Source organism: Grimontia kaedaensis (assembly GCF_023746615.1).
Classification (GTDB): Bacteria; Pseudomonadota; Gammaproteobacteria; order Enterobacterales; family Vibrionaceae; genus Enterovibrio; species Enterovibrio kaedaensis.
The window spans coordinates 1,881,372-1,893,226 of sequence record NZ_CP082275.1 but is presented as its reverse complement, the minus strand read 5'-3'; the positions used below and the strand labels follow the sequence as shown (position 1 = coordinate 1,893,226).

13 protein-coding genes are annotated in these 11,855 nt (G+C 46.3%); 9 read left to right on the top strand and 4 right to left on the bottom strand.

From position 1 onward, the window contains the following. Positions 1 to 49 precede the first annotated feature (49 nt). Complete coding sequence (locus K6Q96_RS08680; protein ID WP_251875024.1) at positions 50 to 1,732, bottom strand: AAA family ATPase; 1,683 nt, start codon at positions 1,730 to 1,732, stop codon at positions 50 to 52. A gap of 262 nt (positions 1,733 to 1,994) precedes the next feature. On the opposite strand from K6Q96_RS08680, the gene matP reads away from it, so the two are divergent. Genes matP through K6Q96_RS08665 form a run of 3 tightly spaced genes read left to right on the top strand, consistent with a single transcriptional unit; the run spans position 1,995 to position 3,166 of the window. Beyond that, positions 1,995 to 2,444: a macrodomain Ter protein MatP gene (gene matP, locus K6Q96_RS08675; protein WP_002537092.1), complete on the top strand. Its 450-nt coding sequence runs from the start codon at positions 1,995 to 1,997 to the stop codon at positions 2,442 to 2,444. A gap of 9 nt (positions 2,445 to 2,453) precedes the next feature. After that, positions 2,454 to 2,744: a DUF3634 family protein gene (locus K6Q96_RS08670; protein WP_251875022.1), complete on the top strand. Its 291-nt coding sequence runs from the start codon at positions 2,454 to 2,456 to the stop codon at positions 2,742 to 2,744. A gap of 17 nt (positions 2,745 to 2,761) precedes the next feature. Next, positions 2,762 to 3,166, top strand: coding sequence for a PPC domain-containing DNA-binding protein (locus K6Q96_RS08665; protein WP_251875020.1), 405 nt, complete (start codon positions 2,762 to 2,764; stop codon positions 3,164 to 3,166). A gap of 190 nt (positions 3,167 to 3,356) precedes the next feature. Here K6Q96_RS08665 and K6Q96_RS25035 read toward each other — a convergent pair whose 3' ends face one another. Further along, on the bottom strand, positions 3,357 to 3,620 hold the full coding sequence (locus K6Q96_RS25035) for a hypothetical protein (protein ID WP_491899753.1): 264 nt from the start codon (positions 3,618 to 3,620) through the stop codon (positions 3,357 to 3,359). A 166-nt stretch (positions 3,621 to 3,786) separates the two neighbouring features. Here K6Q96_RS25035 and K6Q96_RS08660 point away from each other — a divergent pair, with 166 nt between their 5' ends. Further along, positions 3,787 to 5,907 (top strand): marine proteobacterial sortase target protein, encoded by a 2,121-nt coding sequence (locus tag K6Q96_RS08660; RefSeq protein WP_251875018.1) that lies wholly within the window; start codon positions 3,787 to 3,789, stop codon positions 5,905 to 5,907. A 17-nt stretch (positions 5,908 to 5,924) separates the two neighbouring features. Beyond that, positions 5,925 to 6,587 carry a class GN sortase gene (locus K6Q96_RS08655; RefSeq protein ID WP_251875016.1) on the top strand — a complete coding sequence of 221 codons (663 nt, stop codon included), beginning with the start codon at positions 5,925 to 5,927 and terminating at the stop codon, positions 6,585 to 6,587. A gap of 167 nt (positions 6,588 to 6,754) precedes the next feature. On the opposite strand, the gene K6Q96_RS08650 is transcribed toward K6Q96_RS08655, so the two are convergent. Next, complete coding sequence (locus tag K6Q96_RS08650) at positions 6,755 to 7,321, bottom strand: DJ-1/PfpI family protein (RefSeq protein ID WP_251875013.1); 567 nt, start codon at positions 7,319 to 7,321, stop codon at positions 6,755 to 6,757. A gap of 237 nt (positions 7,322 to 7,558) precedes the next feature. Between K6Q96_RS08650 and K6Q96_RS08645 the strand changes: the two genes are divergently transcribed. The 4 genes from K6Q96_RS08645 (at position 7,559) to K6Q96_RS08630 (ending at position 11,044) form a co-directional block, all read left to right on the top strand. Further along, the gene (locus K6Q96_RS08645; protein WP_251875011.1) at positions 7,559 to 8,194 is read left to right on the top strand and encodes a phosphotransferase-like protein; all 636 of its coding nucleotides are present in this window, start codon (positions 7,559 to 7,561) and stop codon (positions 8,192 to 8,194) included. Positions 8,195 to 8,232: 38 nt separating this feature from the next. Further along, the gene (locus K6Q96_RS08640; RefSeq protein WP_251875008.1) at positions 8,233 to 8,490 is read left to right on the top strand and encodes a hypothetical protein; all 258 of its coding nucleotides are present in this window, start codon (positions 8,233 to 8,235) and stop codon (positions 8,488 to 8,490) included. Next, entirely contained in the window at positions 8,487 to 8,948 is a 462-nt protein-coding gene (locus K6Q96_RS08635; RefSeq protein WP_251875006.1) for a GNAT family N-acetyltransferase, read from the top strand. The genes K6Q96_RS08640 and K6Q96_RS08635 overlap by 4 nt, the downstream gene beginning before the upstream one ends. A 215-nt stretch (positions 8,949 to 9,163) precedes the next feature. Beyond that, complete coding sequence (locus K6Q96_RS08630) at positions 9,164 to 11,044, top strand: methyl-accepting chemotaxis protein (protein ID WP_251875004.1); 1,881 nt, start codon at positions 9,164 to 9,166, stop codon at positions 11,042 to 11,044. A 135-nt stretch (positions 11,045 to 11,179) separates the two neighbouring features. Here the strand turns inward: K6Q96_RS08630 and K6Q96_RS08625 are convergent, their stop codons facing one another. After that, positions 11,180 to 11,722 (bottom strand): porin family protein, encoded by a 543-nt coding sequence (locus K6Q96_RS08625; RefSeq protein WP_251875002.1) that lies wholly within the window; start codon positions 11,720 to 11,722, stop codon positions 11,180 to 11,182. Between the last annotated feature and the right edge of the window lie 133 nt (positions 11,723 to 11,855).

Below are 11,855 nucleotides of genomic sequence, written 5' to 3'. Positions count from 1 at the left end.
AAAAAGTTAGGAGCAGATTAGCGTACACGTGTAAGCTAAACAACTCGGATCAGTTGTGGTTTAACCAGTGTTTAAGCTTATTTATTAAGGATGTGTGACGGGTCTCACCGTGATGAAAAACATCTATTCGTTGGGCGATTTTCCCGAGGAGTGTCTCAGTTTCAACTCCATCTTCCTCATTTTCATCACCACTAAACCGTAGGCCAGTGATCAGTGGGAAAGCCTCCTCAACATGTTCTACTGCCCAGATGTGGAATTTACCGTCGCGGATTGCTTCAGTCACATCTTTACTCAGGCAGAGTGCGTTGAGATTGGTCTTCGGCAAAATCACGCCCTGATCGCCGCTGAGGCCGCGGTGCTCACAGATGTGATAGAAGCCTTCGATTTTCTCGTTGATGCCGCCAACGGCCTGCACGCGACCGAATTGGTCAACGGCGCCAGTAATGGCAATGCTTTGATTGATGGGGGTCTGGGACAGCGCACTGACAAAGGCACAAAGCTCAGCAAGAGAAGCGCTGTCGCCATCAACTTCACAGTAAGACTGCTCAAACACTATGGATGCGGAATATGGCAAAGGCTCGTCCAAATCCAGCGCAGCGCTAACGAACGCCTGCATGATCATCATACCTTTGGCGTGAATGTTACCACCGAGCTCTGCTTTACGCTCAACGTCAGCAATGTCGCCGTCACCAAAGTGGACCACACAAGAAATACGAGCGGGCTCGCCGTAAGCCATTGGGTGGCCCGGCATTTCAATCACTGTCAGGCCGTTGACCTGTCCTATATGTTCGCCGCGGGTATCAATGAATACCTGACCTTTATGAATGTCATCAACCGCGCGCAATGGCAGGTAAGACTCTCTGAAGTATTTAGCCTCAATGGCCGCTTCAACATCTGGTGCCACAATGGTCTCGCCAGTACTTTGGTAGTCTGCTTCACGCAATAAGGTTTGCGTCCAGAGCGGGCAGAGCGGCAACCTTTCCTGATCTTCGGTATATCTCGCACCAGCCTGCATCACACGTTGAGCGGCTTCTGGATCAAGAGGCTTGATACCGAAAGCTTGTTGATGACCTTTTAGCACCGACAGGTAGGTACCAACGTTCTCTTCAGTCAGATACATGTCCTGTTCGAATTCGGTGTAACTTGCCAAGCCATGCAATTCAGGCTCGCCAGCTTCAAAGTCAGACATCAATGCGCGATCGCCAACGACGATAACTCTGACGGAAATTTCTGAAGCAGGTGGCAGTTCGCAGTAAACATCGGGTTTTGCGCTTTTCCAGCCCAGTTTGTTCGTTGAAAGTAGGGACTTCAATCGGCTCCAAACGTTGGGTTGAGCAAGAATGCAGCCAAGAGAAATGAGAAGCACACCGCCATTTGCTTGATGAAGGAGTCCATTTACAGTTCGTGACGTTGTCACATCAGAATTGTTCGGATACACTGCGCCAAACAGCTGAACCTCATCGATATTCTCTGCGATGACCACTGGCATATCATCTGACGGTAGCGCCGCTTTCGTCATGCTCTCGAGCAATTTCAGGTAGTCATAAACATCTGGAGCTGTCACCAGAAGAAGACGCGGGAAGTGATGCTCATGAACGAGACGTTCAATGCTGCTTTTTAATCTCGGTTGCAATGCACAAGGAGAGGTCGCTTCGATAGCGGCATATTGATGAATGTGTGCTTCAACATGAGAAAACTGCGGCACGACGGACTGCCAGGAAACTTCTTGCATACGTTTGGGTATCAACTTTTTCAGTGTATTAATTACCGATGAGTATAAATGAATACGCTCTTTCAAAGTAGCGAAGATAACCAGTTGTCGGAGTTAAAGAAACGAAGTGAATAGAGCCTCGATACAAAAGGGTTCAGTTTTGATATCTGAATAGAAAAGATCAAAGAGATACGCAGAGTTAATTTGATTAAAAAGTAAACTGCTGTTACGCTGTCACTGTATTTCACATTTATTTTGCTCTCAACCAAATAAAACTCGAATTATGAAATATCAACAACTTGAAAACCTCGAAGCCGGATGGAAATGGAGCTATCTGGTCAAAAAGCATAAAGAAGGTGCGAACGTTACACGTTATGTCGACACCAGCGAGGTCGAAGCCGCAGTAAAATCACTGTTAGCGCTCGAACATGAGCCTACAAAAGTGATCGAATGGATCGGCGAGCACATGTCCTCAGAGCTTGATACCAAGCTTAAGCAGGCAATTCGTGCGAAGCGTAAGCGTCACTTCAATGCTGAACAAGAACACACGCGCAAAAAGTCGATTGACCTGGACTTCCGAGTTTGGGAAAAATTGTCTTTGAAAGCGCAGGAACTCGATGCGACGCTCTCGGACACGATTGAATACCTGATTGGTGAAGCCAACCGTTCCCAGAATGCGAACAAGAAAGTCGATGCGCTTAAGAAAGATTTGAGTAGTTTGCTCGACATGTAAGGAATGAGCATGGAGTACTTTCTCGCTGTTAGCTTTATCGCTTTATTCGCTTATCTTTTGGTTGACCGTCCTATTATTCTTATCAAGTTTAAAGACGGTCAGCTTGTTAATAAGAAAGGGAAAATTCCTCACGGGTTTCTTCATGACTGTGAAGAAATCAACAAGCGGACGCCTTTCAGCGGCACCATCAAGGTGTATCGAAACCGTTTTAATCCTGCCAAGCTGGTTCTATCAAAAGATATTGACCACAAAGTACAGCAACGAATTCGCAACGTTTTCCCACACAAGTCATTTAAATAACCATCATTTAAGTCGCCATGTCATCTGTCGAACCTATAGCATTTCGTCTTACCCGAGGCGCAGATCTTAAGCGGTCAATTCTCGATGCATTGAAAACGCATCAGATTCAAGCTGGCTGTGTAGCATCGTTGGTAGGGTGTCTGTCTGAACTAAAAATTCGTGTGACCGACGGAAAATCGACGCTTAGCAAAATCGAGCCATTCGAAATCCTTTCTGTTTCAGGCACGCTCACGCAAGAGCATGTCCACCTACATATTTCGGTCGCGGACGAACAGGGCACGGTGATCGGCGGGCACTTGATGGAAGGCTGTATTGTCAGTCATACCGCGGAAGTATGTTTACTGAAGTTTGATGGTTACGGGTTCAGTCGAGAGCATGATCCCGATACTGGCTACACCGAGCTGGTGGTGAGCAAAGAATAAATACAAGAACGGATGCCTACAAAGCGTCCGTTTTTTATATTCGCGCAGTTTTACGTATTTTATTCATTGAATTGAATGACTTATCACTAAAGTGAAAAATTTCCCGAGGGAAGTAAAATAGTTCATGCGTAAGTATTCATTATTCTGAATTTACCATCGGAATTTCATCACGTTACAAGAAGTTTATTGCTCATTTCTTCTTCAAGTCCCTCCAAGAAACCCCAAACTTTGCCAGATACTTTTGAAGCCTCGCTGAGTCGTTAGACTGAACCTTTTTCGTGCGACTGATATTGAACAATTCACGCCCCGCAGATGCCATCGAATCATGTCGGTCACACACACTCAACACATAGTTGAGCTGGTGCGAGTCAAAGGTGTCCAAATCCTCCCTGACTTCATAATCTAGAAGAGACAGAAAGGAGCGTTCATTTTCATTGGATGAGCCGCTCCACATGCCAGAGAGACGCACTATTTCAAACTTCATAATGCACTATAACTTATAGGTGTTGAGCTGCCATAATCTTGCCACAATTGGTCTGAATTGGCCTCAGTTGCTACCCAGAACCGACAGATTGATTTGGTGTAATGCCAGTCAATAACAACAGGTCAAGGAAGTGGCAATGTACACCCTGAACATCTCCAAAGTCTCATTCAAAGCGCCATTGGCAGATTGGTTGCTGACAGCGCTTTTCATCATGTTCCTCCCTGCGATTGCCTTTGCCAGTGAGGAAGAAGGCGGCTTGTATATACAAACGCAAAACAGCGAAGACAAACTCTGGACGGCAGCGCCTCAGCTTTCTACCAGTGCAGAGATGGTGATAAACGGTCTGGTGAATCGCGTGAAGGTCGAACAGCGTTTTACCAATCCCACGGACGATTGGATTAACGCCCGTTATCTGTTTCCGCTACCTCAGAATGCAGCGGTTGATCATCTGACGATTCAAATCGGTGAGCGCATCATTGAAGGTGAAATCCAAAAGAAACAGCAAGCGAGGGAAACGTTCAACCGTGCCGCTGAGCAGGGTAAAAAAACCTCGTTGGTGGAACAGCACCGCGCTAACTTGTTCTCTACGCAGATTGCCAATGTTGCGCCTGGTGAAACCATTGTGGTGAATATCCAATATCAGGAGACGGTTCACTATGAAGATGGCGAGTTCAGCCTTCGTTTCCCAACCACCTTCACGCATCGCTATATTCCGGGTCTGCCCGATTCGACGGCACTGCAGGCAAGAGGTGACACAGAAGCCCCATTCGCAGAAGAAGGCGACCAACGCGTTGAAGAAGTGGTAACGCCGTTACAGGAAATGCAAAACGGATGGGCGGTGGCAACGCGTCAGGTGCCGGATGCCAATGAAATCACGCCGGAGTATCGTGATCCGTTGCTGGAAGACGAAATCGCTTTTACCTTGGAAGCCGACATCAACATGGGTTTGCCCATTGATTTTGTCGAAAGCACCACAGCTTCTATCAATGTAGAAAAGGTCTCTGAGAGCCGCTATTCCGTGACACTGAGCGAAATGGAAATCGCCAATAAGGATTTTGTACTCAAGTGGCGACCAGCAGCTGCCAGCATGCCGGTAGCTGCCTTATTTGTGCAGGAAAAAGAGGGCGAGAAATACGGCCTTTTGATGGCGATGCCGCCGCAATCTAAACAGAGCAACAGCATCCCACAAAACATCACTTTGGTGTTGGATATCTCCGGCTCTATGTACGGTGAATCCATCGAGCAAGCAAAAGAAGCTGTCATCTATGCGCTTCACAGTCTTGAAGCCGACGACTACTTCAACCTGATTATCTTTAACCATGAAGCGCGCCGCTATTCGTCCGTGCCTGTGCAAGCAACCCTCAAAAATATCGGTTTAGTCAGCAGCATTGTCCGTGGCATTGAAGCAGATGGCGGCACCGAAATGGCGACAGCATTGGAGTTGGCCTATGCGTCTGAACCAATGACTGGTTACCTGAACCAAATTGTCTTTATGACAGACGGTGCCATTGGAAATGAAGATGAGCTGTATGGCTTAATCAGCAAAGGATTGAAAGACCGAAGACTGTTTACCGTAGGGATTGGATCCGCGCCAAACAGCGCTTTTATGCTGCGCGCCGCCGTATTAGGGAAAGGAAGCTTCACCCATATCAGTAACCTCAACGAAGTTTCTACATCCCTAAAGCCACTGTTTGAAAAGCTGTCCAGCCCAGTAATGAAAGACATCACCGTGACATGGGAGAACGGCGAGCCTGTCGATGCTTGGCCAAACCCAGTACCGGATCTCTACAAAACCCAGCCTTTAGATTTGGCGTTTACCATCCCCGAAAACGCGAACACATTACAGCTAACAGGCATTCAAAGCGACGCACCCTGGCAGCTGGATATTGACCTTGAAGCCATTCAAGCGGGGGTTGCAACGGGTATCGATGTGCTTTGGGCTCGGAAGCAAACAGAAAGTATCACTCTTAATCAAACCTTGAGTGCAGATGAGAAAGAAAACCGAATCACAGAGCTAGGTTTAAATCATCACATTGTCACCAAGCATACGTCGCTGGTCGCCGTTGATAACAATCCAAGTCGACCGTTGGATGAGAAAGCAAAGCCGCATCAAATCAATCCACATGCACCCAAAAACAACGTCGCAATGCTGCAGAGTGGTTTGGGAAGCACCTTCATGATGTTACTGGGTACTCTGTTGCTGGCAATCAGTGCGCTAGGGATTCGCTTTAGCCGTGCTTCGCGTGACGTTTTCTAGCGAAGGGGAATCTAAATATGGACGTTATTCAACGCTATTTTCCACAGAAAGCTTGGCAGCTAGTATTTGTCGCCAGTTTTCTGTGTGGAGGTGTCATCATGGCAAATGGTCTTTACATCAAAGCCAAAGCGCAACTTGCCCAGTTAATGATTTCCCATGCATGGGAGAAGCAAAAAGAAACCGGTGAAAACGAATCCCCTTGGCCGTGGGCTGATACTTATCCCATCGCCAAGATTGCGCTCAAAAACAACAAACCTCAGTGGGTGCTGTCTGGGGCCAACATGCGAAATCTGGCGTTCGGACCGACATTACAAATGCAAACAGCCTTGCCGGGAAGGAGGGGAAATGTGGTTATCTATGGCCACAACGATACTCACTTCTCGGGGCTGTCTGAGCTAAACCCGGGGGATACCATAAACATTGAGACCCGTGCAGGCACTCAGGTTTACTACCAAGTGGAAGAGGTCAGCATCGCACACGAGTCGGATACACAATGGATAGAGCAAACGGACGATGATCGCGTCACACTCGTGACCTGTTATCCCTTCAATGCAATGACGTTCAACGGGCCGTTACGTTATGTTGTGGTAGCGAAGCCCCAGCTAACTCCAGATTCACTCAGTGATTTTGCGCCTAAAGTTTTTTATTCATCCAATGCCAAAACGGAACAATGGTTATAGAGGGTTTGCGATATTTTAATGCACTATAACTTACTTTGAGTAAACCAAGTTATTCGTACTAACTAGCTCATATCATGCTCATATTATGTGGTTTAAAGAAGAACGACGGCTTAATAAAAAAAGGGCGCTGATAGCGCCCAAATGGGAGGCTTAATGATGGATCATTATTATTGTAAAGTGAGCAAAGTGTGGAATTGTTTCAGCCAAGCAGGGTGTGCAGGCCATGCAGGTGCGGTAACGAGATTGCCATCGGTAATGGCTTCGTCCATTGCAATGTTTGTAAATTCACCGCCCGCTAACCGTACTTCTGGAGCGCATGCGGGGTAAGCAGAAATTGCGCGATTTGAAACCACGTAGGATGCCGTGAGTAATTGTGCGCCGTGACAGATGGCTGCAATCGGTTTGTTCTTGTTGTTGAACGCAGTGATCAGGTTCAGCACATCTTCGTTCAATCGAAGGTATTCCGGAGAGCGGCCACCTGGAAGAAGCAAACCCTCAAACGAAATTTCTGATACAGAATCGAAGTCCGCGTTCAGAGTGAAATTATGTCCAGGTTTTTCTGTGTAAGTTTGGTCGCCTTCGAAATCATGGATAGCCGTTTTGATGGTTTCATCTTTAGACTTTCCAGGGCAAACCACTGAAACAGAGTGTCCCAGAACTTGAAGCGCTTGGAAGGGCACCATGATTTCATAATCTTCTACGAAATCACCGGCGATGATAAGAACTCTAGCCATTGTCATTTCCCTAATGATTCTACTAACGTTATTGATGTACTTGCCCAATAAGTCGGGCTTTTTATAAGTATTTTCCAGAACATTAGTACAGAGAGAATTGGCTACAAGGTAACTGTGAAGTAATTCGAGCGACATCCATTTCGCGTGAAATCCGCCCGCCTGTCAGTTACAAAGACCCTTCAGTTTACAGTGATTTTGCATTGAAAATGTGTGCCTCATCATTGAAACAGAGTGCTTATGGATCGCATTTTTCTGCCCGATAAACCATTAAAACTTCCCTCAGAAAGCCAGAACAAGAATGATGTCGCCAACAAAAACAACAAAGAGGCAATTTTTTTTATGAGCCCAAACTTAATCGTTCTCGATGGAGCCTCTGGAGCGGGTAAAACCACGCTGGCGAAAGCTCTCCAGGAGCAGTTTCTTCCAGAAAACTGGCTCTATTTTTCGATCGATACATTGGTCTATTCACTTCCTCCGTCAGTGCTAAAGCGCTGCAATGAGGAAAACGATTGGCGTTCACTTGATCCCAATACCCTGATGAACGGGGCATTTTCTTGTGTGAATGCCTTGCTGGAAGCGGGTAACAAGGTCATTTTTGATGCTGTGATTTCAACGCCTGAGCGTGCACTGAAAATGGATCTGGCTTTCGAAAGCCATGAGCGTTTATACGTTGGTCTTGTCTGCGATCTTCCAGAGTTAGAGAGACGCACATTTGACCGAGGAGATAGAACGTTAGATGAAGTGAGGCATGGTTTCTATACATCACCACATCACCTGAAATATGATCTCAAACTCGATAGCACCCAGACGCCTGCGACTGAACTCGCAACAATCATTGCAGCAACTTTGCAGGAGAAAGTCAGAGAGGCATAAACAAAGCATGACTTAACTATCATGCATACGAGCCGACAGTGACGAATCCAGAAGACCTTAAAAAACTTGAACAAAAAATCGCGGTGGGGATGCCCAAACACATACTGATTTACGGGGTGTTGTTATGGGGAATTCCCACCGCGATTTTTTATGCTGCTATTACACCGCTTTTTACCGGTAAAGGCTTCATAGAAGCGCTCTCATTCTCGCTTTGGGCGTTTCCATTAGGCGGTATCTTCTATGGTCTGTATTCTTGGTTAAAAACCAAGAACCTTGTGGATAAGGCCAAATCATGAAATTCATCTTCCTGGCAGATAAGCCAGAAACACTTCCTACCGTTGCTCAGTGGTTTCTCAATGAGTGGGGCCACCTGAACCCGGAAGCGACGCTAGAGCGCAATCAATCCAAACTCAGTGAGTACCTGAACCGAGATAAACTCCCGTTAATGATTTATGCCGTTGAAGGTGATGAAATCCTCGGTTGTTCCTACCTCTGTTATCACGAAATGAGCATCTACACCGACAAGGAACATTGGGTCGGTGGCGTCTATGTAGAAAAAGCGCATCGTGGCAAGAAGGTCGCATCTCAGATGGTTGGTGAGTTAGAGCGCTTGGCGAAAGACTTGGGTATTGAAAAACTTCACCTCCAAACCGAACAGCTAGACGGAGGTTTATACGGCCGCATTGGGTTTGAGGAAATAGAGCAAGTAGAGTACCGCGGAGTAAAGGTCTCTGTCAGGGTGAAAAGTCTATAAAAACAGGCGATTTACTTTGTCATGCTTCAAGTTCAATACACTGAAAGATCGAGGAAAAAATGCCAAGTGTAAAATATACCGACAGAGGCAACTCATTATGTTTACAAATAACACAATAATCATTAACAAGTCCTAGCTTGAGACTAAAGGGTCTGCTTCAGTAAGCGATACATATAAGAAAAATTGATCCACCTAATCAATGACGGGTATCGCAAATGAAAGTCTCTTATCGTGTTGCTCTACTTTCGACAACAGTTGTTATCGGAGTACTCTCGGCGCTTTCTTGGTTTCAATACCAGAGCGTCAAAAAGGAAGAGCTGATCAGCTCACAACAAAACACCCTTGAAACCACTGCTGCCATGGGAGAGCAAATAACCAACTGGCTGAACGGTAAACTCGCCCTCATCGATATGATGGCCGGAAACATCAATGCCAACTTCAGTGCAGAAACCATTCAAAGCACCTTCGATCTTCCGATGCTTAAAGACGAGTTTATCCTGATATTTGGAGGGCTCGACACCGATGGGAAACGCATCACCAATGATCCAACTTGGAATCCAGAAGGCTGGGATGCTCGGAAACGTCCTTGGTATCCCTTTGCCAAGAAAAACGATTCTGCGATGCTGACCGACCCATACGCGGATGCCGCGACCAAAGAAATTCTCATCTCCGTTGTTGCTAATCTTTATGATAACGGCAAATCCAAAGGAGCTTTTGGTGGGGATCTTAGCTTAAAAACCGTGTCAGAAGCGCTTAACACCCTCAATTTCAACAATGCCGGTTACGCCTTTTTGTTGAGTGCAGACGGCACCATCATCAGCCACCCAAATGGTGAGCTAAATGGACTCAAACTCAGTGAGCTATTCAAAGGCACATTACCAATGCTGGATGATACTTTTCAGGAAGTTGAGGTCGATACCGGTAGTGCTTTCACTGCATTTCAGCCACTTGATGGTCTGCGAGGCAGTAACTGGTTGATAGGTGTTGTGCTTGATAAATCCATTGTCATGGCGCACAGCGATAATTTTGGATTAACCGCAGCAGCGACCACGGCAGGTTGCGCCGTTCTTATCGGACTTTTACTCAGTTTGCTGATTTCGCGCCAGCTGAGACCGCTTGATAACCTGCGCCAAAGTCTGGAAGAAATTAACAGTGGCGATGGCGACCTCACCAAACGTCTTACCATCAAAAGTAACGACGAGTTTGGTGGCGTTTCTAACGAATTCAATGGTTTCATTAAGTATCTTCAAACACTTGTAACAAGTATCAAAACTACCTCAGATGAAGTTTCCAACAATGTAAGCCTCACTGTTTCGACCGCTAAAGGTGCCGCTCAAGGCGCTGACCATCAGCTCAATGAAATCAACTTGGTTTCCAATGCCATTCAGGAAATGACGGAGATCTCTAACGATGTTGCTGAGCGGGCACGCCACGCTGCCGAAGCCGTTGCAGAAAGTAGCGAAGCCACAAACAAAGGTGGACATTCCGTCGAGCAAACCAAAGCGTCTATTGAAGTATTGATGGGCGAAATGGAAACCGCAGTATCCAAAGTCAACGAACTGGCTAACTACAGCGCGAACATTGAATCCATCCTCACCGTGATCACCGACATTGCTGAACAAACCAACTTACTGGCATTAAATGCTGCAATCGAAGCTGCTCGTGCTGGCGAAATGGGTCGAGGCTTTGCTGTTGTTGCCGATGAAGTTCGTGCACTGGCTTCACGCACCCAAACTTCAACGGAAGAAATCAAAAACATGATTGCCCAGCTTCAAGCTGGTGTTGGCGAAGCGGAAAGCGTCATCATTCAAAGCCGCAATACAGCATTAAGCACACAGGAAGAAGTGCTTGGGGCAAACGACGCATTGACTCACATTCATAACCACATTTACCGCATTAACGACTTGATCACCGAGATCTCTAACTCTTCGTTCAGACAACGAGATACCGCTACCGATATCCAACAAAACACGGATAACATTCGTGGTATCAGCGAAACACTTTCACAACAGGCAAAAGAACAGGAATCTCTTTGTATCGCGATTTCGGATCTGGCTGGTCAGCAGGAAAGTGAGTTAAACAAATTTAAAGTTTGAGTAGACACAACTCGTAAGAAAAGGCCCCCGAAAGGGGGCTTTATTTTTTAAAATTACCAATAGAAATACAAAGCAAGCCAACCTAAAGAGCCTTAAGTTTAGACACTTTAATGATAAAGCTTTTAGCAGAAGGTATTAGCTAAAGCGGTAACCCAGATTCAATCCCCACCAACTGTCACTGGCTGGGCTGGATATGAGATAGGTGTTGTATTCCATCCTGACAAATACGTTACTTTCAGAAGGCAAACGCATCTCAACACCTAAGCCCAAATGAGGTCTAATCTCACTGTCACTGGATGACATTTGTCCAGGACTAAAGGTGCTTGTCATGTCCGATTTTCCAACGTTGTAAGCGATCCCCGTTTTAGCAAACGGGATGAAGTAGGAAGACATTTCCTTGCTCCATACCGCATCAAAGTGTGTGGAGTGATAAGTGACATTAACCTTGTTTCGATAGGTAACCCTGTTTCCTTCGAACTCATAGAAACTCTCATCACCGCCATAGGCGTAAGAGGCTTCGAAGCCTAAGCTTTCACTGAGTTGATAGCCAGCCCCCAGAGTAAAACCGCTACGATCACCGCCTTTGTATCCGCCGAAAAGATAAGTGTCGTCTGACGTATCAGACGCAAAAGTGGGTGCGGATAACGCGACAACCAATACGATAGTCATTTTCTTCATCGTAAAGCCTTTTTATTGCTGTTTATAAAGGCTTCCTTGCAAAAACGGTCCCTGTCTTAATCCATGGCCGATAGCCAGACTACTCCAAGAGAATGTAAACATTCCGCTGCAATAATACAGTGTTCGATTAGCG

Coding starts and splice junctions, on each gene's coding strand:
- K6Q96_RS08625 (WP_251875002.1), bottom strand. CDS start 11,722: ATGAAGAAAATGACTATCGTATTGGTTGTCGCGTTATCCGCACCCACT.
- K6Q96_RS08645 (WP_251875011.1), top strand. CDS start 7,559: ATGGATCGCATTTTTCTGCCCGATAAACCATTAAAACTTCCCTCAGAA.
- K6Q96_RS08680 (WP_251875024.1), bottom strand. CDS start 1,732: ATGCAAGAAGTTTCCTGGCAGTCCGTCGTGCCGCAGTTTTCTCATGTT.
- K6Q96_RS08650 (WP_251875013.1), bottom strand. CDS start 7,321: ATGGCTAGAGTTCTTATCATCGCCGGTGATTTCGTAGAAGATTATGAA.
- K6Q96_RS08630 (WP_251875004.1), top strand. CDS start 9,164: ATGAAAGTCTCTTATCGTGTTGCTCTACTTTCGACAACAGTTGTTATC.
- K6Q96_RS08660 (WP_251875018.1), top strand. CDS start 3,787: ATGTACACCCTGAACATCTCCAAAGTCTCATTCAAAGCGCCATTGGCA.
- K6Q96_RS08635 (WP_251875006.1), top strand. CDS start 8,487: ATGAAATTCATCTTCCTGGCAGATAAGCCAGAAACACTTCCTACCGTT.
- K6Q96_RS25035 (WP_491899753.1), bottom strand. CDS start 3,620: ATGTGGAGCGGCTCATCCAATGAAAATGAACGCTCCTTTCTGTCTCTT.
- K6Q96_RS08665 (WP_251875020.1), top strand. CDS start 2,762: ATGTCATCTGTCGAACCTATAGCATTTCGTCTTACCCGAGGCGCAGAT.
- K6Q96_RS08670 (WP_251875022.1), top strand. CDS start 2,454: ATGGAGTACTTTCTCGCTGTTAGCTTTATCGCTTTATTCGCTTATCTT.
- matP (WP_002537092.1), top strand. CDS start 1,995: ATGAAATATCAACAACTTGAAAACCTCGAAGCCGGATGGAAATGGAGC.
- K6Q96_RS08655 (WP_251875016.1), top strand. CDS start 5,925: ATGGACGTTATTCAACGCTATTTTCCACAGAAAGCTTGGCAGCTAGTA.